Genomic DNA, 26,420 nt, shown 5'->3' with positions numbered 1-26,420 from the left:
CCTTATCCTCTTAATATAGTGTAGGAGGGAAAGGCGGGATGCGTATGAGCAAGGCAGACGATTTGCAGCAGCGTACCATTTTTCTGGCGGCCATCTGCGGTCAGACCTATGCTCAATTTGAGAATGCAGACGGGTCGTTTGTCGTCCCTTCCCCATATACACGGCTTGAGATGATTGAGGCCAGATCCATTACGAACGAGTGGGAACGCTTCGGTTTTATTCTCGATTCGGATCAAGAGGTCATCATCGCCTTCCGGGGAACCAGCACGACGACCAACTGGATCGCGGACCTGATCGCATCTCAGAAGAAATTCAAATACATTAAAGAAGACTGTATGACGCACCGGGGCTTCACGGACATTTATGCCTCCGCAAGGAGCCGCATCATCTCGACACTGGCTAAGGTATCCCGCGGGAAGACGCTGTTCATCACCGGCCACAGCCTGGGTGCGGCCCTCGCGACCTTATGCGCGGTCGATGTTGCTGCCAATAGCGGCTTCCGCTCCCCCTACCTGTTCACATTCGGTTCACCGCGGGTAGGCGATCCGGCCTTCGCCAAAGCATGTGCCAGCTATGTCCCCAACAGCTTTCGCGTTGCTAACCTGTTTGATGTCGTGACCCACGCGCCCCCCGCCGTGTACAAACTGCCGAAACGGTCCAAGAAATTTTATTACAGCCATGTAAAGAACTTGTCACCCCGGCATTTTCAGCTCGGTTCCTTCGGCGGGAACCACGTCATCTCCAGCTATTTCAACGAGTTATCCAAGCTCCAGCCGGAATATACCAAGATGCTGTCTTCCGCCAACCCTGGATTCTGTCCGTTCCCTGAACGTGGTCTTTAACGCCATCCGTGTCAAAATTGACATATTCTTTCACGGAATCGTAACCCAATCTCCTTCGGATTCTACTATGCTGTAGAAGAATTGAATCTTAAGCAGAATGGGTAATAAAAACATAGAGACCCCAGAAGTTACAAGGAGAGGATACAACATGAACATCACAAAACCGGCAAAGAAAGCAATCATGGCCATGACCGTGGCCGGCATGGTAGGCCTGGGAGCCGTAGGCGCAAGCACGTCTTATTCCGTACATCAAGCCAACGCAGCTGCGGCGGCCGATACGGGTTACGCATCCAAGCAGGCACTTCAAACGCTGAACAGTTTCTATAAACCGGCGCTGAAAGGCCAGTTCCCGGGGGCGGTTAGCGGCCTCACCGTTGGTAAGAGCTCCCGGCAGGATGTTGTGCACAAGATCGGGGATCCCGAAAATCCGATGAAGGATGCCGATGGGTTCGATGTATACAGCGCGAATATGGGCAATCCCGGCTACGCCATCAATTATAAGCTCGGCAAAATCCGCGAGTTGCGCTACTTCGGCACCAACGTCGAACGCCAGACCAATATCGGCGGCATTACGATGAAGATGCTGAAGCAGAACTGGTATGCGCCAAGCTCGGTGTCCACCTTCAAAACAGGGAACAAGACGCAGACCAAGCTGACATACAACCGCGGAAACTACAAACTTGAGTTTATTTTCAACAGCAGCACGGAGCTCGATCATATTAACCTAACCAAATAACAGCCTCCGCCAAAGACAGTGGTTCACCTAGAGCCGCTGTCTTTTTGCGTGTTAAGCCGAGGTTCAGGCGGTCATGTCATCATTATACCTGCTTGCCCTTGGAACGAAAATATCCTTAGAGCATCGCCCCTACCTTGTCCGGGAACCGTCAGTTTGCCATAATGGTAGGGCGGCATGTATGCCACAAAAGCCATTCTTAACAAAGGAAGATTCTCATGAATATATCTGAACTTGCTTCAACCATCGCGCCGGTCGACCTGAGGAGCTGCCTGGTCAGCCAAAACGGCAGGCTGGTGTTTGAGCACTACCGTCATCCCCGCATCCCTGACGAGAAGGCGAAGATCAATTCCTGCACCAAAAGCTTTCTGTCGGCCCTGATCTGCATCGCGATGGATCAAGGGATCGTGCCGGGAGCGGAGACGCCGATCACCGAATTTTTCCCGCAGCTTCGATCCGCTTCCGATCCACGCAAGCGGGAGATCACGCTGGAGCATCTGCTGACGATGTCAGCCGGCTTTGAATGGAGCGAATTCGGCGGGATCAAGTCGTTTCCGCGCATGACCAGAACCGGCCATTGGATCGAGTTTGTGCTCGAGCAGCCGATATCCGATACCCCGGGAACCCGGATGGAGTACAGCTCGGGATGCTCCCAGCTTCTGTCCGCGATCCTGGTACAAGCCGCAGGCAAGTCAACGGCTTTGTTTGCCGAGGAAAAACTGTTTGGACCGCTGGGCATCGAAGACTATCGCTGGGAGTCCGACCCCCAGGGCATCCACACCGGAGGCTACGGCTTATGGCTCCGTCCCGGGGATTTGCTGAGGTTCGGGCAGCTGTATTTGCAGCAGGGACGCTGCGGGCAGCGGCAGCTGATTTCCCGGGAGCTTGTGAACCGGTCTGTACAGCCGGCCATCCCCGCCAGTCCGCCAAACCGCGGCTTCTATGGCTGGCATTGGTGGACGGATACGTTTGGAGCCGCGGTTGATGGAAAGTCCGCTGCGGCATCCCCGCTTTCATTCGACTATTTTTACGCCCGCGGGTACGCGGGACAGTTCATCTATATCGTCCCCGTTCTGGAGACGGTAGTGGTTCTGACCGATGACAAGCGTAAAAAAGAGCGGCATCCGGCGAATGTGTTCCGCGACTTCATCGCACCGCTGCTGCTGGAAGATTTGAAATAAGCAGCGGCCGATGTATAAGTAACCGCTGTTGCCAGTATGTTCAACGCCGGGGACCATGAAGAAGGGGCTATCGCCAATCGATAGCCCCTTGTCTTTATTCTCGCCGCATACCGCTTATTTCCGCGCAAACTCTCGCGGATGGCGGCGCTTCAGCTCATCCACGGCGTGCCCTCTCCCGGTTTGCTCCAGCCGCTCGATATACATCGGCAGATGACCCTTCGCATGATACGGCCCGCCTTCCTGAATGACCGTCCACAGCGGATCGACGTCAAACTTCATCGTCATCATCATCTCGTCATGCCACTCGTTCAGCAAGTAGACCGCTTCCTTGCACAGGTCCCTCCGTTCCTGAGCCAGGTTGTTCTGCTCGTGGGCATCCTCTGTAATATTGAACAGCATCTCCTTGTCAAAAAGATGATATCCGTCATGGTACGTCCGGGTGTACAGCCAATCCCCGAACCGTACGCTGCGCTGGCATACATGGGCGCACTGCGAGACGACGAGGAATTCCCTTCCGTCGGCCTCTCCGCTGCGGAGTGTATCGGCGTAGCTGCGGCCGTCCCAGCTTTGCGCAGGCTGTACGCCCAGCAGTTCCGCGATGGTCGGCACCAGGTCGAGATGATAGTGCAGGGATGCATCGGAAATACCCTGCTGCATCCCCGGCCACCGGATGATCATCGGGATCCGGCAGGTGCCCTGGTCGGCGGTGCCGTGCTCGCCGTAGATGCCGAGCTCGCCCATGTTTTCGCCATGGTCAGCGGTTATGATGATCACCAGATCGTCCATAACCCCTTTTTCCGTCAAACGATCCAAAATCATCCCGATGTTATCGTCCATATGCCGGATGCCGCAGTCGTAACCGTCGATCATCCTCCGCAAACCGTCCATGTCTTGGATATCACCGGGGTGGCGCGGGTAATTCGGCGACGTGCTGCTGTTATACATAATGATTTCGTTCGCGCCGTGTGGGCCGATCTTTTGCTTATGACGCTCCAGCACTTCCTCCGTGATCCACTCGGGAAGCGGATCGTCCTGAAACGGATTGCCGAACGACGCCGGCGCCCGGTAAGGGGTGTGCGGATCCCAGTAATTTACGTACAGCAGCCAGTCGTCCAGATCTGCGTTCCGTTCGATCCAATCCAGCACAACGGGAGTAACCTCCTCGGCCGATTCCATGCCGCCCTTGCCCGTGTTGTAAATTTCGTTAAATCCCGCATAAAAGGTCCAGGCGGAGTGCCGCTCCCCAAACGGGCTGACCAATGCCGTCCGCATACCCGCACGGCGGAAGACCGCCGGAAAGCTCTCTGAGGCGAGCTTGTCGTGGAAATCGCGGTCAGGCCCTTCGTAACGGACGTCCGCCGCCGTCCCGCCATGTCCCACGACACCGTTATGAATGCCGAAGCGGCCCGTCATCAGTGCCGTACGCGACGGGAAGCACGGAGCGTCGGAAGTATAGTAGTTGTCAAAGCGTACGCCTTCGGCGGCGACCCGGTCGATTTGCGGCGACGTATTGCGGTGGTAGCCATAGCAGCCCAGGTGGTCCGGTCTCGTTGAATCCAAATCCAGCAATAACACTCTCATCGTTCATCCATCCTCTCCGGATATGATATATTGTCAGCTGAATTATAGGCATGGCGCTCTTATTGCGTCCATGTACATTTCATTGATTCGATGTACATTTCTATCGCAATTTTGATGATTTATGCCGAATGCAAGAATGCATGATTTACGGAGAGTACGCATTATGATAGGGTTTTATTAAGTTTTGGGATAAAGAGGTGCAGTGCATGTTTCATATCATGAGTGTAAATTTCGACAATGACATCCCCCAATGGAGAACCAACCTCGAAACCATTCCGTACAACGTTCTGGTCGTCGTCCGGCAGGGCCAGGTCCGATATGAAATCAATGGCAGGGTTGTCACCGCCGAAGCGGAGGACGTGATCTTCATCCCCCGCGGAGCCCGCCGGGCTGGGGAAAACAAGGACGGCATTCCCCACCAAAAACATACCGTGTTATTTACATGCGAGCCCGGGGCTGAGACGGGTATTCCGTTCGTGGATCAGGGACATTGCGTCAAGTTCAGGCTCTCCCCGATCCAGTACGCCTATCATCGCTGCGACAGGCTGTACGAAGAGATGCGGGGCGGGAAAAGCTACCGCTCCATCGTCTGTTTAGGCATATTGCAGGAGCTTCTGGGCATGATTGCCCGGGAACTGGAACAGCCCGCGCTGACACCCAGCAAGCTAAAATACGCCGAAGCGGTAAAAGCCTACCTGCTGGAGCATTACCGGGAGCAAATCGCGATTGCCCGGCTGGCCGTTTTGATCGGCCGGTCCCCCAATTACGTGACCGCCGTCTTCAAGGAAGTGTACGGCCGGTCCCCGATCCGGTACATGCATCAGCTTCGCATGCAGGAGGCCTGCAGCCTGCTGCTGGGCTCAAATATGACCGTCGCGGGCATATCTCAGTACCTCGGTTACTACGATACTTCGTATTTCCACCGGGTGTTTAAAAAGTACTGCGGCCTCTCGCCTACCGAATACGTCGTGCAGGCGCAGCGATCCGGCACGCCTCCGATCATCAGCACGATCACATGATATGCCTGACACATTTGGAACATTTCTCCATTGACTTCTCCTACACGTTTGTTACAATCATAAATACCGATAAAACAAAGTGAATTACTTGTATATGATCAAAGGAGGAGAAAGACGTCATGTTGATGTTAACAGGCCTGCTGTGCGGCGCCCTGCTGGGCTTCGTCATGCAGCGTGGACGTTTCTGCCTGACAGGCGGATTCAGGGACATGTATCTGACCAAGGACAACCGCATGTTTTATGCGCTGCTGATCGCCATTTCGATTCAGAGCATCGGCGTGTTTGCGCTGATCCAGCTTGGACTCATCGAATTCAGCGCCGGCACGTTCCCTTGGGTGGCTACCGTGGTCGGCTCGTTTATATTTGGGATTGGCATTATTTTGGCCGGGGGATGTGCGACAGGAACATGGTACCGGGCCGGTGAAGGACTGATCGGCAGCTGGATCGCACTGTTCGGTTATATGGCGATGAGCGCCACGATGAAATCGGGTGCTTTGGCGCCGCTCAATAACGGAATCAAGAAAGTAGAGGCTCCGGCCAATTCCATTCCGGACACCTTCGGCATTTCGGTATGGCCTTTTATTGCGCTTCTGGCCATCATTACGATCGTTATGGTGATCCGTACGCTGCGCAAACCGAAGGTTGCCATTCCGGCGATGAAGCCGAAGCGTTCCGGACTGAGCCATCTGCTGTTCGAAAAACGCTGGCATCCGTTCTTTACCGCCATTCTTGTCGGCCTGATCGCCCTGCTGGCCTGGCCGCTGAGCGAGGCGACCGGACGCATGTCGGGTCTTGGAATCACGACGCCTTCCGCTAATATTTTGCAGTACTTGGTTACGGGGGACAGCGATAAGTACGTGAACTGGGGCATGTTTCTGGTGCTTGGTATCCTTGTCGGGTCCTTCATTGCAGCGAAAGGCAGCCGGGAATTCCGCTTCCGCGCCCCGGATGCAAAAACAGCGGTTTCAAGCTTTGCCGGCGGCATCCTAATGGGCTTTGGCGCCAGCTGGGCGGGCGGCTGCTCGATCGGCAACGGTCTTGTCATGACCGCCATGATGACATGGCAGGGCTGGGTATCCCTCGTGTTTATGATTTTGGGCACATGGACGGCTTCTTATTTCGTGTTCGTCCGCCCACGTACCAAAGCCAAGCTGAAGCAGTCCGCTTCGCTGCAAACCACGACGACTTAATTAGGCGCTTTACGTTAGACTAGACATATCTTAAAGGAGGTTACTTTTATGAAACAACAAAAACTTGCCGTTATAGGCATGGTCTGCCCGTTCCCGTTAATCGAAGCCAAGCAGGCGATTGAAGAGCTGAACAGCGGCGACGAGCTGGTCATCGACTTCGACTGCACGCAGGCCACCGAAGCCATACCGCGCTGGGCTGCAGAAGCCGGCCACACCGTCACGAATTTCGAACAGATCGACGATGCTTCGTGGACGATTACGGTGCAAAAGAAATAACGAAATGTATAAGGCGACCTTCCGACATATCGGACAGGTCGTCTTTTTGTATGCATGGGATCGGTCGAACCGACCATCGTCCCTGCTTCTTTTTTGCTATAAACAGGCTCAAAGTCGATGTCATACAAGGCACAGGTATCGTTCAAGCAGAGCTTCGACCGCCGTCCTGTCCCGCTCTAACCGCGCAAGTTCGGCGTAAATGGCCGGAATCTGCTCGCGCAGCACCTCGGGGCCGTCTGTACCTTCATCGTACCGGGTCATAAAGTGCAGGAACACGTCCACGTTCCGCAGCTTCATGAGCACCGGGATCGCCCGGATTTCATCGCGGGTCAGGCGGACACGGCTGCTGAAGCCGCGGCAAAATTGAACGGCCGCCTCCATGCCGTTATCCGGATCGTCCACCAGCAACCCCGGTAGGATGACCGCGGGCTCCATCGCCCGTAGGTCACGGGTGCAGAATTCAAAGTCGAGCAGCGCCGTAACGCCTTCAGGATTGCCTGCGTCCACCAGCAAATTGGAGGCATTCAGGTCCCCGTGCACCAGCTGCTGCGGGAGACGTTCCAGCCCTTCAAGTTCGCGGATGACCTCCCTGTAAACTTCCCCGATCCCGCGAAGCGGTCCCTCCAAGCCGTGAAAGGGCTCTGGCACCGCGCTGCAGAACTGCCCGACTGACTCCGGACTGCACGCCGGGTACGAATGGCTGAGTTCATAGTAGGGCCGGTAGGCGGGAGACGGAGCAACCACGAGCCGGCTGAGCGCAACAGAAAGGCTGCCCGCCGCTTCGCCGAAAGAATAGCCGGCCCGAAAGCCGACGGATTCGGGACGGATGCCGTCAATGTAATTGAAGAGACAAGCGTAACGTCCGCTCCCGTCATCCAGCTGGACGATCGTATCGCCCGTCAGGGCAGGCACGGGCACGGGCGTGCGGAAGTCCAGTTTGTCCCGGGCAAGCGATGCCAGGACAGCGTGCTCAAACCGGATTTTATCGATGTCCCGATGCGTTTCGTAAATTCGCAGGACACCGCGCCCCTCCGCACCCTCGATAAACCGGGTCGTATTGTTCCAGCCGCTTGCCCCCTGTGTAATGTCTCCTCTCCAGGAAGAATCATAATGGTTTAATATCGATGTCAGCATGATCAGTATTCGATTTCCTCCAATTCGGCCAGATTGCGGTTGGACTCCCGCTGCAGGGATGTGAATGAGTCGGCCGTTAAATATGAGATTCAGCAGGTTGATCCTATTCTTCAACGATTCCTCCCCTTTATCCATACTCTATGAACTTATCATAGACCCGGCTGCGGATGCCAGGTAATGACAATATTTTCACCGCCTTTCCGGACAATTTCCGGCTTCTTTTGCAGCTGCCTGCGGCATTCTTCTTGTTATACGAATTATGAACAGAAAAAGTTGATTTTTTTGTCGATAGACCTTTACAGTCTTTTACATTTTCTGATAAAATTGTCGTAGACAAGCTAATCAGAGGTTTGCAGATTTGACTACACCGTTGTCTAATAAAATTACCTATGGGAGTGAATTAAAAGATGAAAAAAACGATTCTCTCGACAGTAATCTTGCTTGGACTTCTTAGCGGACTCTTAGCGGCGGTGGCTTCGGCGGATGCAATCAAGCCGTTCAATCACGGTGCAAACTACGACACAGCAGATGCAATCAAGCCGTTTAATCACGGCGCTAATTACGAAACAGCAGATGCAATCAAGCCATTTAATCACGGCGCAAACTACTGAGTAATGCTTTCATAATTGGTGGTCATACTTAGACAAAGGGAAACGGCTCATGATCGGATATTCCATCCGCCATGAGCCGTTTTGTTGTGGTTCCCGATCATTTCATGCAGCTTTACTTGAATCGTTTCGGACCGAGCTCGATCTGCCGGGTGATCTCCGCCGCGATTTTCGGTTCCGGAGCGAAGTCCTGCTCCCAATTGTCCGGCTTGATCACTTTGCCTACGTCGTTATAGTGCGGCTTTCCGTCCGGAAAAAGCTTGCCCATGTTGGCGGCATGAACATGCTCAAAAATCCGCTCCGGCTCCACGCCGGCTTCGACGAATCCGCCGTTGGCGAAGTAGAGGATGTCGGTGAATGCATCCATTTGGCCGATCAGCTTGTCCCCCGGATAAGCTTTTTGCTGCTGCTTGCGGTATGTATGCTGCGCGCGTTCCATCAGCTCGGCGAAAAATGCCTCGAACCTGTCGTCATTGCCTGCCGTGGCATGCAGCAGTTCAATCACTTCCTCCATAATAAAGGCGGCGCGGTTCATCGCAAGCTTACCGTTCAAGGCCGCCGGCTCCTCCGGAGCGGGGCAGTCAAAGCCCAAATGAAACTCGCGAACCTGCTGAAACTGGGTTTTTCCCAACGTTTTGGATTCCGTCATGTTGATTTCTCTGGCTCCTTTATCGGTGTAATCTCTAGTATTATAGCAAATTTATCGGCACGGACTCTTGGTAGAAAATAGATTCATGCCGTTTCTTATGCTGAGCGCCGCGAATATCATAGGTTCAGTCCTGGTAAAAGAAAGGGGGAATGGACCATGACCATGGCAACATCCTTCGACGCCATATTCAGTCTGGGCAGCAGCTGCCAGGTCGCCTCCCAGCTGCGGAGGAACGGGCTGTGCACGGCCGCCGGTCCTTTCGACTGGTTCAACTTTGCTTCAATCCCGGGCTTCTGCCAGGTGCTTGAATCGCGCTTTGAACGCTTCATGCTGCTGCCGAACCTGGAGGACTACAGCCATTCGGTCAACTGCCACTATGTTCGGGATAAGGCCAGCACCTGCCTGTCCTTTCACGATTTTAAATACGATCCAGAGCAGCCCCCGCTGTTCGATTATCCCGAATTCCGCGACAGGCTGGAACGCCGGATCGGGCGCTTCAGCCACTTCCTCTCATCCGTTCAAGACGTGCTGCTGATCCGGACGGTCAAGCATACCGAAGATGCCGTTCGCATTTTCGATACGATCGAGAACAGCTGCACCAATCCGCATCTCCGATATTTATTTGTCCTGCACAGCAGTGATCCGGATGCGGTCGAGCTCGATTCGGGCCACCCGCGGATCCGCATCGTTCGGATGCCTGCCGGAGCGACCTGGGAAGGGGATGCCGAAGCTTGGAAAAAGACGCTTGCTCCCTATTCGATCCGCAGCCAGCCCAGCAATCATCCTTCTTGAATTTCCCCGGGAACTTCTGGCAGCCGCTGCTCCAGCTCCGCTTGCTGCCGCAAATGGTGGCGGAAGTGCATGCCGATCAGCCGGTACCACTCCTGCGCATTCAGCCAGCCGAAGCCGCCGTGCCGGACTTTGCCGCCTGGATGAACCCCTCCCAGTTTCGGCTCCCACTCCCGCATTCTTGCCAGCACATTCGCCAGCCCCTCGTCCAGTTCTTCGCTGCTTAACGCGTTATTCGGACTGGCAGCCTGCGCTCCTTCCAGCTTGATCTTGATCGGCGGAAATCCGCCGCGCCGGAACACGTCTTCTCCACCCGGCGTTTTGCCCAGCGGCTGCTCCTCCGCGCACTCTGCACAATCTTGGACAAAGTCCAGGTACTCCATAGCAACGGCGATCAGATGATCATACATCTGTCCGATTGACCAGATCTCCGGTCCGGATATGTACCGGAGCTGCCTGGCGGAATACTTTTTCAAATCAAGTCGGTAACCTTCAATCAACGCGAAGTCATCCATATTCATATGCTCCTCTTTCCGATTTTTCTTAAGCATGATACGCCCCTCTGTGCCTCCCTATTTCTTCGATATTGCTGAAATATCCTGCTTCCCGCAGATCGTTCAGATATTCGTCGTGATCACTCAATTTATAAGATTAGTACACAGGAGTACTGCCATGGAACCTGGCCTGACGATTCATTTGTAAGCGACGGTATGAGAAACTTGTCTTAAGGGGATCACGAAAAAACCTCCTTTTATCATGCCGGCAAGTGCCGCAAGGAAAGGAGGTTTGTGGTATTGGCGCCTATTGGGCCGTTTGTGTTTACAATTCGCAGTTGTTCATTCGGTTACTTGGCTCCCGCAGACGATTCAGCGCCATCAGCACCGCGCCGCTTGCCGCGTCTTTTTTGGGAGTAATGGAGTTGATATCCGGATAGCGCTCCTGCAGCCGCTCCAGGAAAGCGTCCCGGATATAAGCGTTGTTGAGCAGCACACTTCCGGCCATGGCCAGTGCCCCTGTCTGCAGCGACAGCTTCTCGGCAACCGGCGCTACCAGCTCGGCAAGCGAAGCCGCGCTGTGCTGCGCGATGCCCAGGGCCGCAGGGTCACCGAGCTCGCATGCCCGGGTCAGCAGCGGCGCCAACGCGGCGATGTCCTTTTTGCTCCGGGCTTCATCATACACGTAGCCAATGATGTCCTGTACCGATTGGAGGCCCAGCTTCCCGTAAACCAGGTCCGTAATGACCGTTTCCGACAGCCGGCCGTCGTGGGCCCGGACCAGAACGGACAGCAGGTCCCGGCCGATCGCGTACCCGCTGCCTTCGTCATCGATCAGGTGACCACAGCCGCCGGTGCGATGGGTCTCGCCGCGTTCATTGCGGCCGTAGCAGATCGACCCCGTTCCCGCAATCAGGATCATGCCGTACTCGCTCTCATGCGCGCCGCTCAAAGCCGTTTCCTGATCGCCGGTGATCAGGAGGCCGCTTGCATAGCCGCATTCCCTGACCTTAGCGGTCAGGCGGGCGCTCACGGCGGGATTGCTGACACCCGCGGCTCCGATGCACAGATAGGCGCAGCGGTCCAGGCCTCCGGTAGCCTCGCCGATCCGGCGCATCATGTCGCGCAGGCTGGCTTCGATGCTGGCCTCGTCCTGCCCGTTGTAATTGATCCCGCCGGATTCGAAGGCGGCGATCACTGCGCCGCTCTCATCGGCGACGGCGACCGCCGTTTTCGTTCCGCCGCCGTCCAGCCCGGCTACATACCGCATTGCCATCCCTTCCTTCGTCTGTCTAATAGATGTCTAATAGATATGATATTGCTGCTTTATGCTGGCAAACGACCGCGCTTCCTCACGGAACTGTTCCAGTAAGGCTTCCAGATCCAGCGGCTCGCTCCGGTACAGATCGTCCCCGCCCAAAAGGTCGATGAACGGCAGCTTGTTACCCTTATGCGGCGGCAAAAATTCGAATGGCTCATAGTTCCGCTTCAGTGTATACATCAGCCGGATTCCCGTTTCGATCGGCTGCAGCGCACGCTGGTCGGTAATATGCAGCTGCACGCCGCCGCACTGCTCGCCCACATGCTTGGAGAACGTCGGCTTGAAATAGACTGGCCGGAAGATGACGCCCGGCAGCTTCATGCCGTTCATCTCGTCCGCCAGCTTCTCCGCCTCGACGAACGGCGCGCCTACGATTTCAAAAGGCGCGGTCGTTCCCCGTCCTTCGGACAGGTTTGTGCCTTCGAACAAACAGGTTCCCGGATAGAGGAGCGCGCTGTCAAAGCGCGGCAGCCCGAGCGACGGCATGACCCAGAGGTTTCCCGTTTCGGGAAACAGCATGCCCCGGTCCCAGCCGCCGCATGGAACGACATGCAGTTCGGCGTTCCAGCCCATTTGCTCGTTCGCCATCGCCGCCACCTCGCCAGCCGTCAAGCCGTAGCGGACGGCGAGCGGGTAATTGCCGACGAATGATTCAAATCCGGGCTTCAGGACGCTGCCTTCCACCGTCACCCCGTCCAGCGGGTTGATCCGGTCGAGGACGATGAATTCTTTTCCCGCCTTGGCGCAATCCTCCAAAGCGTACAGCATCGTGTAAATGAAGGTATAATAGCGTACGCCTACATCCTGGATATCGTATACGACGGCGTCCACTTCGTCCAGCATTTCCGTGCTCAGCCGTTTGGAGTCCTTGCGGTACAGACTGTACACGGGCACACCTGTAATCGGGTCTTTGTAAGTTTCGACCTGGGCGCCCGCCGCCTGGTCCCCCCGGACCCCGTGTTCCGGCGAGAACAGCGCCGTCAGGTGGAACCGCTCATGCAGAATTTGAATCGTGGATTCAAATTTACGGTTTAAGCCCGTGGGCGAGGTAATCAACCCGAGCCGCTTCCCCTGGAGCAGATGGGCATAATCTTCGATCCGGTCAATTCCGTTAGCGATCATAGCGACCTCCTGGTAGTGAGATTGGCACAGCGCCAATAAAGTTATATGAAAGTTATAAGAACATCGATCCCTAAAAAAATGACTGCAACAGAGGAATCGTCACAGTCACAAGCGAGCATAAAATGTTCAGCCCGCTTACAGTTCGCTTTGGCGCAGACGCATCGTTTCCGCCGGAATCATGAACGTTTCCGCGTACTCTTTACGCGCCTCGATTCCGCGCACGCGAGCTAGATGCTTATAGTACTCAAGATAAGGGAAGGACTTGCTGCCCGTGACGAACCAGTGCTGCGATACCGCTTTCACCCACAGGTCAAACGCCTCCTGCGAAAAGTCCACGTACACGTACGGCTTGTAATCCACCGCATCCTCCCAGTTTTCCGCATAGTAGAGCTTGGAAGCGAAAAACGCGGGCAGTTCCCGTTCAAATGAAGCCAAGCCTGCAAAAAAGCGCGCATCGTTCACGATGTTATGCGTCGTCGTGTGGTCCTTGTGCATGCTGTTTTTCCAGTGGGTAATGATGATATTCGGCCGAACGCGCCGGATTTCATCGCATACTCTCAGACGCATCTCCTCGGTATCCTTCAGTTCGCCGTCGGGAATATCGAACACAATAGACTCACCACCCAGCATGTCGGCAAACGCCTTGCCCTCGTTCACCTTTTGCTGACGGTACTCCGCCATATCCTGACCCGCGGGTACGCCGCGTTCCCCTGCCGTCAGTGCCAGCGTCACGATGCGGTCGCCCTTCAAGGAATGGCTGGCAAGCACGCCGCCCGCCGTCAGTTCCGCATCTCCCACATGGCCGCCGATCGCCATAATCGTTAATTTCTGTTCGCTCATCGCTTTAAAACTCCCTTCTCATGATCGAAAATGTCCGGACTGTCTTAAACCCTGCCTTCTCGTAAATCCGGATGGCCGGATTGGTGCTGCCGGTATACAGGGACATATACTCCGTCCCGATCTGCTGAAAGGCTTCGCACAGCTTAAAGAAAAGGATGCTGCCGAGTCCGTGTCCCTCATGCTCGGGGTGAACGCCGATGCCGGCAAAATAACCGCGCCCGCTGTCCTGGCGGATGACCGGCCCGGCAAATCCGACCACTTTACCACGATGCGCCGCCACGACGACTGGCACCCCGTCTTCGGTCGATTGGGCGATTTCCTTTTGCCACAACGGATTATCAAAGCCCTGCAGCATGTCCGAAACGCCGTGATGCTTGCCTTGGTCAAACAACTCCACCGTATATCCCTCGGCCTTGGCCTTCTCTTCTTTTCCGCGAATCTCTTGCGGAATGGAGAACGAAGACAAATTCAGGTACATCGCGCATTCCTGCGCTCTCTCCACATATCCCTGGCCCAGCAAAAACGAATGAAGCCTGCTGCCTGTCGGCACACCGGGCGCGTTGTTATGCTCGTGGCGCGGCGTATCCGGTATGTACCAGGGCAGCATCATCGGATTGAAGAACAGCACGTCGGCCTGGCCCTTGCCCAGCGCCTGAAAGCGCCCTTCCAGATGCTCCAGCATCATCTTGTAATGGTCATCCGTGCGGACTTCATCGGCAAGCACGATGCAGGTAATGTAGCCCGCATGATCTCCAAGCGGCAGATCGCCGCCCGTGCAGCCGCAGGCAAAACCCTTCACTTCGCTATCTTCCACGAGAACAAACGTGTTCTCCGGATCGAAATAGCGGTTTCCGGTAAATATGCCGCTGAAGCTTGCCCCCGTCATCTCTTTGTAGCCGTCCTTCACGGCGACCGTGTTCCACAAGCCGATGACAGAACCAGTGTATTGGTCACTCCAAGTTACAACCCTCACGATATGAGTCCCTCCATCCCTTTAATAGCTGATTTTGCCCATAACGACAGTTCTGGAAGCGCCGGTCACATCCGGAAGATTATTCGGCCGCTTGGCGATCGCGTAATCCGCCAGAACGGCAAACGCCACGGCTTCCTTCGCATCGCTGTTATGGCCGATTGCCTCCTGCGTCAGCACTTGAACGCCTGCCATCGCCATTTCCTGCCCGATCCATTCCATCAGCACCGGATTATAGCTGCCCCCGCCGCCAACGATCATCGCATCGGCGGGGTGGCCTGCCGTCACGTATCTGCGATAGGCGTCACCGATCGACCAGGCGGTCAACATCGTCACTGTGGCGACAATGTCTTCCGCCTGCATGCCGAGCGCTTCGGCATCATGCAGAAGCTTATCTATATAAGAGGAACCGAACAGCTCGCGGCCCGTCGATTTCGGCAGCGGCTGCGAATAGTAAGGCTCCTGCTGCAGCCTGCCAAGCAGACGCGGATCGGCGGTGCCCGACCGAGCGATCGCTCCTCCAATATCCATCGTTAATTGTCCCGGATACAGCCGCTCCACGACCCCGTCGATAATCATGTTACCCGGGCCAGTGTCGAAAGCGTATACTTCGTCGGGGGTGCAGCCGGCCGGAATTACCGTCATGTTCCCAATGCCGCCGATGTTCTGCAGCAGCAATGTCCGGTGTTCCTCCCGGTACAGCAAATATTCCGTAAAGGGAACCAGCGGCGCTCCCTGACCGCCGACAGCCATGTCCGCCGGCCGGAAGTCCGACACACAAGGAATTCCCGTTCTTGCCGCGATGACCGCACCTTCTCCGATCTGCACGGTGTAATGCACGTTACGGCCATGGTACGGCTCCATGCTTGGAGCATGGTAGATCGTCTGGCCGTGCGAACCGATCACTGAAACGTCCTTGGCGGACAGCCCCGCCTTTCCAATCACGGACACAGCCGCCTCGGCGTACAGTTCTCCCAAAAGCACATTCATTTTCCCAACTCGGTCAACGGTTGCGTTGCATGGATCGAATAAAGCAAAAATGTCTTCCCTGACACCCGCAGGATAAGGCGAATTTTCAAAAGCGACCAGACGCACGCCTGGAGGCTCCTCCTGATTGCCGGTGATTTCCACGACTGCCGCATCGATGCCGTCTACCGATGTCCCGGACATCAGACCAACGGCATACCGGGGACGACGGAGCTCCGCATTTTCTCCCCTTGTCCCCATATCAGCCCTTCACGGCTCCCACCGTGACGCCTTCCAGGAAGTACTTTTGGAGGCTGAAGAAAAGGATGAACATCGGCAGCGCGGAGATGGTGGCACCCGCCATCATTGGCGCAAAGTAGGTCGTATTCGCAAACCGGAAGTTTTTCAGACCGACCTGAATCGTCTGCATATCCATCGTGTTTGTTACGAGGAACGGCCAGAAGAACGTGTTCCAGCTGTCCATAAAGGTCAGGATCGCCATGACCGCCAGCACCGTTTTGGACAATGGCAGAATGATCCGGAAATAAATCTGGAACTGGTTGCAGCCTTCGATTTTAGCGCATTCGAGGATTTCCCCCGGGATGCTGCCCATGAACTGTTTGGCCAAGAAAATGTTGTAGACCGTGACGAGGCCCGGCAAAATCAAGGCGCTGTATGTGTTTTGAATATTGAAAATGTTCACGATCAAAATGTAGAGCGGAACCTGGGTCACCTGATAAGGGATCATCATGGCGATCAGCAGGATCGTAAACAGAACCGTTCTGCCCTTGAACTTGATTTTGGAAAAAGCGTAACCCGCCAGGCTGGCGAAAAACACGTTCGATACCATGACCGTTGTCGCCACGATCAGCGAGTTCAGCAGCCAGCGGTACGAGTATTCGCTGTAATCAAAGAAGAATTTATAGGAGTCCAGCGTAAATTTGGTCGGAAACAGGGAATAGTTCGCCGCTCCCGCTTCGATCGGATCGCCAAAGGACGACATGATCATGAAATAAATGGGGAAAATCGTTGCTAATGCAAATAGGATCAATATGATGATGATCACACCGTTTCTGGCGCGCTTTGCCGCCGGCTTTCCGGTATGTTCGCTGTAAAGTGCCATGTTCGGATCTTCCTCCTTACTTAAGAGATCAGAAAGTATAAACTTCTCCCGCTTAAGCATCCTGATCTCGCAAGAAAAACTTCCGCTGTGCGCGGTCTGTCTTCAATGAAATACGTCGATCGACGTATTTCTTAATATTCCACGTCTTTGCCCATAAACTTGAACTGCACCAGCGAGATCAGCGCGATAATCGCCGCGAGCACGAGGGACTGGGCTGCCGCTTTGCCGAATTCAAAGTACTTGAAGGCGTTGTTAAAGATCAGGAGACCGACCATCGTCGTCGAGTTGTCCGGACCGCCGCCTGTCATGAGGTACGCATTCTGGAACACTTGGAAGGAACCGATGACCCCGGTAACCAAAAGAAACAGCGTCGTCGGCTTCAGGCTCGGAATGACGATGTACCACAGCTTCTGAAAAAAGTTGGCGCCATCCAAATCGGCGGCTTCATAATAGCTGGAATCGATGCCGAGCAGCGCGGCCAAATAAATGATGATACTGGTGCCGTGGCTGGACAGCCAGGCCATCAGGACCAGCGAGAACATCGACGTGGCACTGGAGCCGAGCCAGTTCTGGTTGCTGATGCCGAAGAAACCGATCAGCTTGTTGAAAATGCCTTCCGGCATCGGATCGAAGATCCACAGCCATACCACCGACAGCGCAACGCCAGAAGCGACCGCAGGCAGGTAGTAGATCGCCTTGAAGGTCGTCTGCAGCTTTTTCTTGAGCGGCAGTATCAGAATCGCAATGGCAAATGAGATGATTAACGATACGGGGACGGTAAGAATCGTGTACACGACCGTGTTGACCACCGATTTCCAAAACAAGGAATCCTTGAATGTGGCGATATAGTTATCGAACCCCACATACTCCGAGCCGATCGGCTTGTATTTCTGAAAGCTGATAATAAACGCGCTCACGACCGGATAAGCGGTAAACATGGCGAAGACCACCAAAGCAACGGCGATAAAAGCATACGCCCAAGCTCCGTCTCCCCTAATTCTGCGTCTTTTGGCCGGTTTAGCTAGTTGAGCCATCTTATGCGAAACTCCTTTCCTATCCCTTCTTACAGCCAATATACCGGATAGCCGCGTGACCCGCACACGGCTATCCGCTTGATTCAGGGATTAGTCTTTCACTACTCCGTCTTCACCGAACGCGGAAACCGCTGCGGATTTGACGGCATCGTACATCTCTTCCGGCTTGATTTCGCCGGCAATGAGCGCCTGCAGCTTCGGAACGATCACTTCGTCCTCCAGCTTGATGGCTTTGGCTTCCAGCTCAGCCGGGATGTCCGGACGGGCCGGCGCCGCGTTCTTCAGCATCGTTTCAACGGCTGCCTTGTTGTCCGCATCGCGTTCAACCGACATGCTTTCCGCCGCTTTTCTGCCGCTTTCCGTAATTTGAGCGACGAACAGGTCGTTGTTCGTGGTTGCGGCCACTTTGCCGCTGGCCAGGAAGTACAGCGCCTTCAAGATGTTCTGCTTATGGGCTTCGCTTGGTTCCTTTTTGCCGCGGAATGCGACGTAACCGTCAACGGCTACGCTGGAAACGGCTTTTTCGCCCAGGAAGGACGGAACCGGAAGAACCGTGTAAGTCACAGGAATGCTGCCTTTGACCGCGCTGCCGTCGTTGGCCTTGATTTTATCATTGTTCGTGTTTGCGGATTTTTCGAAGGTCGCCATCCCTTTACCGGTGATCATCGTTTGGCCGGTCAGGAACATGTTCCAACGTTTACCCGCGTCGATGGAGCTCAATTCCTTCGGCATGGAGCCGTCGTCGATCAATGCGCGGATATCCTTAAGTACTTCAAGATAGTTTTTGCTGGTGTACGCGTATTTCAAATCTTGCGTAAATGCGGAAGGCATGCCTGCATTTTTGATCAGAATGCCCAAATAGTCTTTCGAAGTGACGCCGGCTGTAGCAAATACGAAGCCGTAACGGGACGTTTTGCCGCCTTCGGAAACGACACCTTTCTTGATCGCTTCGCGGAACTCATCGAAGGTCCATCCTTGCTGCTGTACCTTTTTCCAATCGATGCCCGCCTTCTCGAGAAACTCGCGGTTGCCGCCCAGCGCATGGACTTCCATATAAGCCGGGAAGCCGTACAGGCCGTCGCCCTTCTTCATGTATTCCAGCGGTCCTTTGTCGTAATCGTTGATCATTTCCGGTGTGGCGATGTCCTTGATATCAAGCGCCATGCCTTGGTCAACGTATTTGGAGATGCCGTCGGAACCGATAAACGCGATATCCGGAGGGCTGCCGGCGTTCACCTGGGTATCAAGCTTCTGCGTCATGTCCTCCCAGCTGGCCGGTTCGATTTTCAGCGTCAGGTTCGGGTACTTCTCCGTAAATTCTTTTTGAATGTCCGCGAAGGTGTCCTGGAAATTGCCCGATACCGGCGGCAGCAGTGCCGTAATGGTATCTTTCGCGTTCGGATCGGACGTTTCGGCCGATTTGGAATCGCCGCCTTTGCCGCCGCAGGCCGTCAGTGTGGTCAGTGCCATGCTTACGGCAAATACGGATGCTAATACACGCATTCTTTTTTTCATGAACAACATGCCTCCTCAAGGATATCCATTGGTATTAGACCACTTTCGTAAAATTGCGGATCGCCTTCTTCAGGCTCCCCTCGGCTTGATCCAGCGCATGTGCCGCCGCTTGGGCGTCCAAGCCGGTTTTGATCATCATAATGGCCAGCTTGCAATTCATGGAAGCGCTTTCCAAATAGGAAAGTGCCGTCTTGTCATCGACCCCGGTTGCTGTCTTTATGATACGCACCGATCGGTCCCGCAGCTTGATATTGCTTGCTTTCAAGTCCACCATCAGATTGTTGTAGGTCTTGCCCAGCTTCACCATCGTACAGGTGGTCAGCATGTTCAGGACCATTTTCTGTGCAGTCCCCGCTTTTAATCTGGTTGATCCCATGATCACTTCCGGCCCTACGACAGGTGCAATGCATACATCGCAGACGTGCTCCACCTTGGAATTTTTGTTATTGACGACGCCGATCGTAGCGGCTCCGATCTCCCCTGCCTTCTTCAAGGCAGCGATGACGAATGTCGCGCTTCCGCTGGCGCTGATGCCGATAACCGCATCCTTGTCTGTCACGCCGCACCTTTCAATTAAAGCGACCCCCTCCTCAGCATTGTCTTCATAACCCTCAACAGCAGTTCTCAGTGCTCCGTCTCCTCCGGCAATATGACCTTGTACCAGCAAGGGATCCACGCCGAAGGTGGGAGGACATTCAGATGCGTCCAGCACACCGAGCCTGCCGGAAGATCCAGCCCCAACGTAAAACATTCTTCCACCATTCTTCAGCACATGATGGAGTGTGTCCACCGCCCTTACAATTTGCGGTATCTCTGCAGCGACTGCAGCCGGAACCTTGGAATCCTGTTCATTCATTAGGCGAACCATCTCTTCAGTTGAACATTCATCTATACTCAATGTTTTATCGTTGATCCCTTCTGTCGTTAACCCCGCCAGATACTCATCCATAGCCATCCCCCTATCCGTGTTGACTTCTATTTCTTGATTTCATAATAACGATAAATTTCATTCTGGTCAACGGTTTTTGAAATAATATTTTATTTCGGAAGTAATAATATTATTTTATGGTAATTGTAAAAAAGTGCAGGCTGCTCCTGTTTGGGGGCTGCTCCTGTTTGGCCGGGCTCTCTATCTTGTTTTGTGCTTCGCACAAAGCCAAAGACGTTCGCCCGTCCAAACACTCGCTGCTGTAAGGGGCAATGCTGCTGTACAATCGCTTTGCTCTGTACAGGAGCTGAAAAAACTAAAGGCCGTGAGTGTGACCTCACTGCCCGCTACACTGAATGAATACAAAACATAACGCTCTCGGTCCGTGAAATAATATTTCACTGCAAAAAAGGGGCCTTTCTCCATTAGATAGGACCATTAACCTCTTAGATTAAGGGAAGATTACAAGCCTAGCGAATACACTTCGAGATAAGGAATGAAATATACAGTCATCGGATACGCCGTTCCTCGGCTTCCTTCATTAAAAAACGAAACCACATCTATCGCGCAGGTTGTTCCTCCCTGGCAATGAGCTTACAAACAAACTGTCACAGTCTACGAAAACGCAAAAAAAAGCCGCCATATCGGCGGCCGTCACTTGCGCATAGTCATTATTCACAAAATTTCTTCACCAGAGCGTGATCGCTGCAACGTTTTCCCAACGAATCACTTCCGCCGCTGATCGTTCACCGCCCGCAGCAGGGTATAGCGGTTCGGACGGATCTGGTCTGCCTCCTCGAGGCTTCGCTTCAGGAGCTCCGGATCGATGTCCAGCTCCTGAATGGAAGCAGGACCGCCAACCTTCCGCAACCAGGCCCGCAGCGTATCGGGTGACGGCACCTTGGCCAGCTCTGCGCGGACGCGCTCCAACTGCTCCTCAGCAACCGGCAGGGAATTTTCCGCATCCAGCCGGTGGTACAGCTGCGAAATTTCCGCACAGGCGACGCCGACCTTGGCCCCATGCAGTACGGCCCTTCTGCCTTCACGCAAAAACGACATTTCCCAATAATGGGACAAATGATGCTCCGCTCCGGAAGCCGGGTGCGACTGGCCGAACAGCAGCATGGCAAAACCGGACTCGACCAGGGCCTGTGTCAGCACCCGGATTCCTTCCGGTGTGCGGTCCGCGATCGCGTCGATGTGATCCACGCACTGCTGCAGTGCCTTAGTCGTCATCTCCGCCACAATTTCCGAATAAGGCTCATCCGCTGACAGATGCCCGAATGTCCAATCGAACAGCGACGTGCATTTGCCCAGCATGTCCCCGAAGCCAGCAGCGACCATCGTCCGCGGTGCAGCCGTCAAAATATCCAGGTCGGCAAAGATCGCTGCCGGGCCGATCGATTGAATCGTGATTTTCTCGCCGCGGATAATGAGCGGCGCTCCCTTGGAATTAAATCCGTCCACCGATGGGGCCGTGGGTACGGATACAAACGGGATGCCTGCCGAGTATGCGGCAAATCTGGATACGTCGTGCAGCGTTCCTGATCCGAGCGCAACCACCGCATCCGCCTTGCTGGACTTCACGTCAAGCAGCAGCTGCACAATCGACCGTTCGTCGGCGATGACATCCCCCTGCTCATCAGGGGAAATGAACGTAACGCTTGCGTTTACCCCCGCCCCCGTAATGGATTCCATCAGCTGCTCGCCGGCGGCTGCAAAGGTATTCTTGTCGGCCGTAACGATTACGCGGCGGTAATCCTGATCTTTTAAAAATGCACCCGCCTTCCGGATCGCACCGCTTTCCAGCACGACCGGGCAAATGTCGGCGAGACGCTCATCCGCGTTGTCCATGCGGCCCGCCGCTTCCCTGATATCCTTCAACCAATCCGTCATTTGATTCCTTCCTTTCCCGTCAAGAGGTGCTGAAGCTCCGCCAGCGACTCCCAGACCATGTCCGGACCTTCCGCGGCCGTCTCCGCATCCCGCCTTGTAGCCGATCCGCTCAACACCAGCGCGGTACGGATGCCTGCCCGGCGGCCGAGCTGGATATCCGAGCCCAGGCTATCCCCGATCACCAAGCACTGCTGCGGCGGAAGTCCGAGAACCTGTAAAGCCGCTTCGGCCATCAAGGCCGACGGCTTGCCGATGACCACTTCCACCTCTTGGCCCGCCGTCGCGACGATGGCGGCGATCATGCCGCCGACGTCGATGCACTCCCCGTCATCCCCGGGGAACGATTTATCGTCATTGGTCGCGATGATGCGGGCGCCGTTCCGCACGGCCCTGAACGCCTGATTCAGCTCGGCATAAGTCAGTTCCTCATGCAGCGTAATGACGAGCCAGTCGGCATCCTCGGGTCTCTCAGCCAGCTCGATGCCGGCCAGCACCAGTTCATCCCGCAGGCCTTCCGGCCCGAGCACCCACGCATAGCTTCCGGGGTGGTGCTGCTGAAGGTACCGGGCCGTTACCGTAGAAGTCAGCAGGATCTCTTCCGCAGGCACGTCGATGCCCATGGAAAGAAGCTTCTGATGGCACATCGCCCGGGAAACGTTCCCCCGGTTGCTGAGGAAGACCATCCGTTTACCCTGCGAACGGAGCAGCGCAATGCTCTCCTTGGCCCCGGGAATAGCTTGTGCCCCCCGGTATACCGTCCCGTCCAAATCGATAATAAAACCGCCCACCGTGTCCAAACTCATGGTTAGATCCTCCCGCCGTGTTCTTATATGTTCATTTTCCCTGTGATTGTCTGCGTTTGTCAACGATTGTTTGCTTTTATGAACGTTTTCAAATGGCAATATATGACGATTTGAATTCAGCCGGACGCCATCATTGACTGCCGTTTTATCGATAAGGAGCGACAAAACTTCCGTCGTTTTATAGATAGGGAGCGATCAAAACTTCGGTCGTGTTCAGCTGGCGCAGAAACTCCGGATCTGCCCCTTCATCGGTGATGAGCACGTCGATGTCCTCCATTTTGGCGGATGTGGCGATCGACCGCCGGCCCAGCTTGGTGTGGTCCACCAGCGCAACCGTTTTGCTCGAGCTCGCAATCATCAGCTTCTTCAGCTCCGCCTCGTACAGGCTGAAATCGGTCATGCCCTCCCTGACGCTCAGCCCCTCCGACGAAGTAAAGAACAGGTCGGAATGAATCCCTTCCAAAATGCTTTTCCCCAGAACGCCTTCGATGGTTTTGGAGCCGGAGCGGAGTATCCCTCCGATCAAAATGACGTTGATCCGCGGATTCTGGTTCAGGATGGTGGCAGCCTCCAGTCCGTTCGTCACAACGGTGAGATAATCATGCTCCACCAGCGCCTTTGCCAGTTCCAGTACGCTGGAGCTGGCATCCAGAATAATGCATTGACCGCGTGTTACGAGTTCGGCAGCCTTTGTCCCGATCGCCCGCTTCTCCTCGTAGTTCAGCTCACTGCGGCTCGGATACCGGGGCTCGGCCTGCACCGGTTTGGTCCTGGCCGGAACCGCTCCGCCATGGGTACGCTCTAGGACGCCCTCTTCTTCCAGCATCCGCAAATCCGTCCGCAGGGTCCCCTCAGACACCTGCAGTTCGCGTGCCAGCTGCTTCACCACGATCTGCTTGTCGCGTTGAAGCGCCTCCAGTATTTTTTCTCTTCGCTGGGCTGCAAACATAGAAACCTCCAACCTTTTTTCTTCATTATAAATACAAACAACAGGATATAACAACAAACGACAATTCCATCAGCAGAATTAGACTATCAGGCCTTCAATATTCCCCCTCCATGGTTCAACAGTTCCGAGAATGTATTCGACACAGAAGGCAGAAGGAAACAAAAAAAACAGCCCGACGAGATGTCGGACTGTTCTTCTAAACCGTCTATAAAGTATAAATCTTAACCTCCGCTAGCAAAACCGATTAATAGTTTGCACCGTGGTTCTGGATCGAATAGTTGGCTCCATGGTTGGCCGTATCGTAGTTGGCACCGTGGTTCAGCGTCGTAAAGGCGGATGCCGTCAGCAGACTAACACTAAATAGTCCTAATGCTACTACCGTCGAAAACAATACCTTCTTCATCTTCAATCGCTCCTTTGAGAATGTTTTTTTGGATAGATGAGTACGATTCTAGTTGAGTCAGTGAAGCATGGGATCTGAAAGATTCGAATAAGGCGACGCATTTTTTGAAAATTTTGTCATCTTCAAGTTTATCAGATAATGTCAAAGCTTGTAAAGTCCTATCGAGCGCTTCTACGTGGTTTTCTTTTTTAAATCTATAAACCGCCAGCAAATACAAAAAAGAAATATAATAGGAGAGATCTACGGGATTTTGGTCAATCGGAATGAGCTGCGAATCTTCGACGACAAGAATATCCAGGATATGATCGACGTCATAGTTATGTATATTTGCTGCCTCTAATATCGTGATTAGTCCAGGGAGAGTTTCGGATGGATTTTCCTGTATAAACGCTGAATAATCCTCCAGGCAGTCCAGATTTCCTGAAAGAATATTAAGCGTAAACATATTGGCCTTTGCGAAAAAACGGAAGTTTTCGACAGCCTGGTTGTTGGCAGGAGATCCGTCAGACATGTAGCTTAGATCTTCATAGTTGGCTATGCACTGTTTAGCCTCTTGGTACATTTTCTTCTTTTGGTAGGCAAGCCCCTTCATGAGATGGCTGTATCCGAAATAATAGACGATCGGGCGTTCCGTAACCTGAATCCGGCGATTCCGTTCCTTTTGTTCGACATACATCTCGTAAGCGGACTCATAAAGTTCGGTAGAAATTTTAATCATGTTATCCCAATTCTCAAAGGAGAAGGCCATTTTCAGCATCGTTACCAGCGTATCTATCTCAATCTTTACGGTCATGGATCTGTCTTCCAATCCGATTTCCTCCTTCGCTAATCTTTATATTATTAAGAAGTATATAGTTAAATTAACGGACGGTCAATTATGTTAGTTCGTGAAAAAATGACCAAAAATGCTTGGTCAAAGCTGGTAATCTTGCTTTTTTCAGTCAATGAAAAGATTTTAGATGATGACAAGGATGAATTACCCAAAAATGGAAAAATAGACACCGACTCTATCAGTGTCTATTCCGGTTTACCTGCTTTTACCTTCTATATTTGAACGATGCCCTTGCTCACCCCTAGCTGAGGGTAATTCCGCATCGAATCCGGCAGCTGCTCCAGCGTGAAGCGGTGGCTGATAAGCGGTGCGAGCCGCACCTTGCCGCGGGATACCAGCTGGATCGCATCCGTATGGGTAAACGGGTTGATGAACGAACCCATGATCCGCAGCTCCTTCGAAAAAATGTCGAAAGGACGGATGGGTGCCTCCGCCTCCGGGGCGGCCACGCCAAACAGCAGCACCTGCCCTCCCTTGCGGGCGGCGCGAACGGCCGACTGTACCGAATCCGTCCTTCCGACGCATTCGATGACCACGTCGGCGCTGGAAGCAAGCCCATCCGCGGAACCCGGATCGAGGGGCGATACGACCGCATCCGCACCCAAGCCGCGGAGCGCCTCATGCTTGTAGGACGCCGGTTCGCTGACCGTAATCCGCGAAACTCCGCATTCGCGAACGAGCTGCAGGAAGATCTGCCCGATAAATCCGCCGCCGATGATCAGCACCTGATGCTGCGGCCGGATATCGAGCTTGCGGAAGCCGTGCAGCACGCAGCCGAGCGGTTCAAGCAGCGCCGCTTCATCATAGCTCATCGCGTCCGGGATGATGTAACAATTTTCCGCTGGCACGAGGCAGAATTCGGCCATGCCGCCGTCCCGCGTTACGCCGACCGCCTGCAGCCGCTCGCATAGGTGAAGCCTGCCGCTCCGGCAGTATTCGCAGCTACCGCAGTATATATTCGGATCGACCGAAACCCGGTCCCCTTCCTTTAAGGTGCTTACGTCCTGTCCGACCGCCACCACTTCACCGGACAGCTCATGCCCGAGTACGATCGGCGGATGCACTTCCGCCGAACCCGGATGGCCGTGGTAAATGTGCTGGTCCGTTCCGCAGATGCCGCAGCTGCGCACCCGAATCAGCACCTCGCCGGTACCGGCTTCCGGGGTCTTCCGTTCCTTAACTTCCATCTGTTCCTGCTTCACAAGCACTGCCGCTCTCATCG

The 26,420-nt window shown here is 54.4% G+C and carries 27 protein-coding genes; 9 read left to right on the top strand and 18 right to left on the bottom strand.

All coding sequences use genetic code 11. The features are described 5' to 3' along the window. The first annotated feature begins 38 nt into the window (after positions 1-38). From FHS19_RS12140 to FHS19_RS12130, 3 genes are all read left to right on the top strand, one after another. Complete coding sequence (locus FHS19_RS12140; protein ID WP_183582076.1) at positions 39-842, top strand: lipase family protein; 804 nt, start codon at positions 39-41, stop codon at positions 840-842. A gap of 148 nt (positions 843-990) precedes the next feature. Then, positions 991-1,578 (top strand): YjgB family protein, encoded by a 588-nt coding sequence (locus FHS19_RS12135; protein WP_183582075.1) that lies wholly within the window; start codon positions 991-993, stop codon positions 1,576-1,578. A 215-nt stretch (positions 1,579-1,793) separates the two neighbouring features. Further along, complete coding sequence (locus FHS19_RS12130) at positions 1,794-2,756, top strand: serine hydrolase domain-containing protein (protein ID WP_183582074.1); 963 nt, start codon at positions 1,794-1,796, stop codon at positions 2,754-2,756. A gap of 114 nt (positions 2,757-2,870) precedes the next feature. Here FHS19_RS12130 and FHS19_RS12125 read toward each other — a convergent pair whose 3' ends face one another. Then, positions 2,871-4,337 carry a sulfatase family protein gene (locus tag FHS19_RS12125; RefSeq protein WP_183582073.1) on the bottom strand — a complete coding sequence of 489 codons (1,467 nt, stop codon included), beginning with the start codon at positions 4,335-4,337 and terminating at the stop codon, positions 2,871-2,873. Between the two features lie 206 nt (positions 4,338-4,543). On the opposite strand from FHS19_RS12125, the gene FHS19_RS12120 reads away from it, so the two are divergent. The 3 genes from FHS19_RS12120 (at position 4,544) to FHS19_RS12110 (ending at position 6,822) form a co-directional block, all read left to right on the top strand. Beyond that, positions 4,544-5,356, top strand: coding sequence for a helix-turn-helix domain-containing protein (locus FHS19_RS12120; RefSeq protein WP_183582072.1), 813 nt, complete (start codon positions 4,544-4,546; stop codon positions 5,354-5,356). A gap of 119 nt (positions 5,357-5,475) precedes the next feature. Then, a complete protein-coding gene (locus FHS19_RS12115) occupies positions 5,476-6,546 on the top strand; it encodes a YeeE/YedE family protein (protein ID WP_183582071.1) in 1,071 nt (356 codons plus the stop codon). 48 nt (positions 6,547-6,594) lie between these two features. Beyond that, positions 6,595-6,822, top strand: coding sequence for a sulfurtransferase TusA family protein (locus FHS19_RS12110; RefSeq protein WP_183582070.1), 228 nt, complete (start codon positions 6,595-6,597; stop codon positions 6,820-6,822). Between the two features lie 120 nt (positions 6,823-6,942). Here the strand turns inward: FHS19_RS12110 and FHS19_RS12105 are convergent, their stop codons facing one another. Continuing rightward, positions 6,943-8,070 carry a phosphotransferase gene (locus FHS19_RS12105; protein ID WP_246426548.1) on the bottom strand — a complete coding sequence of 376 codons (1,128 nt, stop codon included), beginning with the start codon at positions 8,068-8,070 and terminating at the stop codon, positions 6,943-6,945. 293 nt (positions 8,071-8,363) lie between these two features. On the opposite strand from FHS19_RS12105, the gene FHS19_RS12100 reads away from it, so the two are divergent. After that, positions 8,364-8,567: a hypothetical protein gene (locus FHS19_RS12100; protein ID WP_183582069.1), complete on the top strand. Its 204-nt coding sequence runs from the start codon at positions 8,364-8,366 to the stop codon at positions 8,565-8,567. Positions 8,568-8,679: 112 nt separating this feature from the next. On the opposite strand, the gene FHS19_RS12095 is transcribed toward FHS19_RS12100, so the two are convergent. Then, complete coding sequence (locus tag FHS19_RS12095; RefSeq protein WP_183582068.1) at positions 8,680-9,213, bottom strand: pyrophosphohydrolase domain-containing protein; 534 nt, start codon at positions 9,211-9,213, stop codon at positions 8,680-8,682. A 156-nt stretch (positions 9,214-9,369) separates the two neighbouring features. Between FHS19_RS12095 and FHS19_RS12090 the strand changes: the two genes are divergently transcribed. Further along, positions 9,370-10,005, top strand: coding sequence for a DUF1796 family putative cysteine peptidase (locus FHS19_RS12090; RefSeq protein ID WP_183582067.1), 636 nt, complete (start codon positions 9,370-9,372; stop codon positions 10,003-10,005). On the opposite strand, the gene FHS19_RS12085 is transcribed toward FHS19_RS12090, so the two are convergent. The 14 genes from FHS19_RS12085 to FHS19_RS12020 all read right to left on the bottom strand — a co-directional run bounded on the left by FHS19_RS12085 (position 9,993) and on the right by FHS19_RS12020 (position 25,174). Next, positions 9,993-10,553 (bottom strand): DinB family protein, encoded by a 561-nt coding sequence (locus FHS19_RS12085; protein WP_246426547.1) that lies wholly within the window; start codon positions 10,551-10,553, stop codon positions 9,993-9,995. The two genes, FHS19_RS12090 and FHS19_RS12085, sit on opposite strands and share 13 nt — an antisense overlap. A gap of 268 nt (positions 10,554-10,821) precedes the next feature. Further along, entirely contained in the window at positions 10,822-11,766 is a 945-nt protein-coding gene (locus tag FHS19_RS12080) for an N-acetylglucosamine kinase (RefSeq protein WP_183582066.1), read from the bottom strand. Positions 11,767-11,799: 33 nt separating this feature from the next. After that, on the bottom strand, positions 11,800-12,939 hold the full coding sequence (locus FHS19_RS12075) for an exo-beta-N-acetylmuramidase NamZ family protein (protein WP_183582065.1): 1,140 nt from the start codon (positions 12,937-12,939) through the stop codon (positions 11,800-11,802). Positions 12,940-13,074: 135 nt separating this feature from the next. Next, positions 13,075-13,779 carry a PIG-L deacetylase family protein gene (locus FHS19_RS12070; RefSeq protein ID WP_183582064.1) on the bottom strand — a complete coding sequence of 235 codons (705 nt, stop codon included), beginning with the start codon at positions 13,777-13,779 and terminating at the stop codon, positions 13,075-13,077. A gap of 4 nt (positions 13,780-13,783) precedes the next feature. After that, entirely contained in the window at positions 13,784-14,752 is a 969-nt protein-coding gene (locus tag FHS19_RS12065; protein WP_312887203.1) for a GNAT family N-acetyltransferase, read from the bottom strand. Between the two features lie 21 nt (positions 14,753-14,773). Beyond that, positions 14,774-15,976 (bottom strand): anhydro-N-acetylmuramic acid kinase, encoded by a 1,203-nt coding sequence (locus FHS19_RS12060; RefSeq protein ID WP_183582063.1) that lies wholly within the window; start codon positions 15,974-15,976, stop codon positions 14,774-14,776. Between the two features lies 1 nt (position 15,977). Then, the gene (locus FHS19_RS12055) at positions 15,978-16,838 is read right to left on the bottom strand and encodes a carbohydrate ABC transporter permease (RefSeq protein WP_076171078.1); all 861 of its coding nucleotides are present in this window, start codon (positions 16,836-16,838) and stop codon (positions 15,978-15,980) included. 131 nt (positions 16,839-16,969) lie between these two features. Continuing rightward, positions 16,970-17,872 carry a carbohydrate ABC transporter permease gene (locus tag FHS19_RS12050; RefSeq protein ID WP_183582062.1) on the bottom strand — a complete coding sequence of 301 codons (903 nt, stop codon included), beginning with the start codon at positions 17,870-17,872 and terminating at the stop codon, positions 16,970-16,972. Positions 17,873-17,962: 90 nt separating this feature from the next. Continuing rightward, a complete protein-coding gene (locus tag FHS19_RS12045; RefSeq protein WP_183582061.1) occupies positions 17,963-19,387 on the bottom strand; it encodes an ABC transporter substrate-binding protein in 1,425 nt (474 codons plus the stop codon). Positions 19,388-19,421: 34 nt separating this feature from the next. Continuing rightward, positions 19,422-20,336: an N-acetylmuramic acid 6-phosphate etherase gene (gene murQ, locus FHS19_RS12040; protein WP_183582060.1), complete on the bottom strand. Its 915-nt coding sequence runs from the start codon at positions 20,334-20,336 to the stop codon at positions 19,422-19,424. A 705-nt stretch (positions 20,337-21,041) separates the two neighbouring features. After that, positions 21,042-22,211: a sn-glycerol-1-phosphate dehydrogenase gene (locus FHS19_RS12035; RefSeq protein ID WP_183582059.1), complete on the bottom strand. Its 1,170-nt coding sequence runs from the start codon at positions 22,209-22,211 to the stop codon at positions 21,042-21,044. Beyond that, the gene (locus FHS19_RS12030) at positions 22,208-23,014 is read right to left on the bottom strand and encodes an HAD-IIA family hydrolase (protein WP_183582058.1); all 807 of its coding nucleotides are present in this window, start codon (positions 23,012-23,014) and stop codon (positions 22,208-22,210) included. Before FHS19_RS12030 ends, FHS19_RS12035 begins: the two co-directional genes overlap by 4 nt. 178 nt (positions 23,015-23,192) lie before the next feature. Beyond that, positions 23,193-23,963: a DeoR/GlpR family DNA-binding transcription regulator gene (locus FHS19_RS12025; protein ID WP_183582057.1), complete on the bottom strand. Its 771-nt coding sequence runs from the start codon at positions 23,961-23,963 to the stop codon at positions 23,193-23,195. Positions 23,964-24,319: 356 nt separating this feature from the next. Then, entirely contained in the window at positions 24,320-25,174 is an 855-nt protein-coding gene (locus FHS19_RS12020) for a DNA-binding protein (protein WP_183582056.1), read from the bottom strand. 69 nt (positions 25,175-25,243) lie between these two features. Here FHS19_RS12020 and FHS19_RS12015 point away from each other — a divergent pair, with 69 nt between their 5' ends. Then, positions 25,244-25,420: a hypothetical protein gene (locus FHS19_RS12015; protein WP_183582055.1), complete on the top strand. Its 177-nt coding sequence runs from the start codon at positions 25,244-25,246 to the stop codon at positions 25,418-25,420. Here the strand turns inward: FHS19_RS12015 and FHS19_RS12010 are convergent. After that, the gene (locus tag FHS19_RS12010) at positions 25,411-26,418 is read right to left on the bottom strand and encodes a zinc-dependent alcohol dehydrogenase family protein (RefSeq protein WP_183582054.1); all 1,008 of its coding nucleotides are present in this window, start codon (positions 26,416-26,418) and stop codon (positions 25,411-25,413) included. The genes FHS19_RS12015 and FHS19_RS12010 overlap by 10 nt on opposite strands. Positions 26,419-26,420: the final 2 nt, after the last annotated feature.

Origin of the sequence: Paenibacillus rhizosphaerae (assembly GCF_014192015.1) — a bacterium.
GTDB classification, from domain to species: Bacteria; Bacillota; Bacilli; order Paenibacillales; family Paenibacillaceae; genus Paenibacillus_AQ; species Paenibacillus_AQ rhizosphaerae.
The sequence above is the reverse complement of the archived record's forward strand: the minus strand, read 5'-3'. Positions and strand labels throughout refer to the sequence as shown.

Excerpts from the sequence above, each read along its gene's own strand:
- FHS19_RS12140 (WP_183582076.1), top strand. The coding sequence starts at position 39 with ATGCGTATGAGCAAGGCAGACGATTTGCAGCAGCGTACCATTTTTCTG.
- FHS19_RS12135 (WP_183582075.1), top strand. The coding sequence starts at position 991 with ATGAACATCACAAAACCGGCAAAGAAAGCAATCATGGCCATGACCGTG.
- FHS19_RS12130 (WP_183582074.1), top strand. The coding sequence starts at position 1,794 with ATGAATATATCTGAACTTGCTTCAACCATCGCGCCGGTCGACCTGAGG.
- FHS19_RS12125 (WP_183582073.1), bottom strand. The coding sequence starts at position 4,337 with ATGAGAGTGTTATTGCTGGATTTGGATTCAACGAGACCGGACCACCTG.
- FHS19_RS12120 (WP_183582072.1), top strand. The coding sequence starts at position 4,544 with ATGTTTCATATCATGAGTGTAAATTTCGACAATGACATCCCCCAATGG.
- FHS19_RS12115 (WP_183582071.1), top strand. The coding sequence starts at position 5,476 with ATGTTGATGTTAACAGGCCTGCTGTGCGGCGCCCTGCTGGGCTTCGTC.
- FHS19_RS12110 (WP_183582070.1), top strand. The coding sequence starts at position 6,595 with ATGAAACAACAAAAACTTGCCGTTATAGGCATGGTCTGCCCGTTCCCG.
- FHS19_RS12100 (WP_183582069.1), top strand. The coding sequence starts at position 8,364 with ATGAAAAAAACGATTCTCTCGACAGTAATCTTGCTTGGACTTCTTAGC.
- FHS19_RS12095 (WP_183582068.1), bottom strand. The coding sequence starts at position 9,213 with ATGACGGAATCCAAAACGTTGGGAAAAACCCAGTTTCAGCAGGTTCGC.
- FHS19_RS12090 (WP_183582067.1), top strand. The coding sequence starts at position 9,370 with ATGACCATGGCAACATCCTTCGACGCCATATTCAGTCTGGGCAGCAGC.
- FHS19_RS12085 (WP_246426547.1), bottom strand. The coding sequence starts at position 10,553 with ATGCTTAAGAAAAATCGGAAAGAGGAGCATATGAATATGGATGACTTC.
- FHS19_RS12080 (WP_183582066.1), bottom strand. The coding sequence starts at position 11,766 with ATGCGGTATGTAGCCGGGCTGGACGGCGGCGGAACGAAAACGGCGGTC.
- FHS19_RS12075 (WP_183582065.1), bottom strand. The coding sequence starts at position 12,939 with ATGATCGCTAACGGAATTGACCGGATCGAAGATTATGCCCATCTGCTC.
- FHS19_RS12070 (WP_183582064.1), bottom strand. The coding sequence starts at position 13,779 with ATGAGCGAACAGAAATTAACGATTATGGCGATCGGCGGCCATGTGGGA.
- FHS19_RS12060 (WP_183582063.1), bottom strand. The coding sequence starts at position 15,976 with ATGGGGACAAGGGGAGAAAATGCGGAGCTCCGTCGTCCCCGGTATGCC.
- FHS19_RS12055 (WP_076171078.1), bottom strand. The coding sequence starts at position 16,838 with ATGGCACTTTACAGCGAACATACCGGAAAGCCGGCGGCAAAGCGCGCC.
- FHS19_RS12050 (WP_183582062.1), bottom strand. The coding sequence starts at position 17,872 with ATGGCTCAACTAGCTAAACCGGCCAAAAGACGCAGAATTAGGGGAGAC.
- FHS19_RS12045 (WP_183582061.1), bottom strand. The coding sequence starts at position 19,387 with ATGAAAAAAAGAATGCGTGTATTAGCATCCGTATTTGCCGTAAGCATG.
- murQ (WP_183582060.1), bottom strand. The coding sequence starts at position 20,336 with ATGGATGAGTATCTGGCGGGGTTAACGACAGAAGGGATCAACGATAAA.
- FHS19_RS12035 (WP_183582059.1), bottom strand. The coding sequence starts at position 22,211 with ATGACGGATTGGTTGAAGGATATCAGGGAAGCGGCGGGCCGCATGGAC.
- FHS19_RS12030 (WP_183582058.1), bottom strand. The coding sequence starts at position 23,014 with ATGAGTTTGGACACGGTGGGCGGTTTTATTATCGATTTGGACGGGACG.
- FHS19_RS12025 (WP_183582057.1), bottom strand. The coding sequence starts at position 23,963 with ATGTTTGCAGCCCAGCGAAGAGAAAAAATACTGGAGGCGCTTCAACGC.
- FHS19_RS12015 (WP_183582055.1), top strand. The coding sequence starts at position 25,244 with ATGTTAGTTCGTGAAAAAATGACCAAAAATGCTTGGTCAAAGCTGGTA.
- FHS19_RS12010 (WP_183582054.1), bottom strand. The coding sequence starts at position 26,418 with ATGAGAGCGGCAGTGCTTGTGAAGCAGGAACAGATGGAAGTTAAGGAA.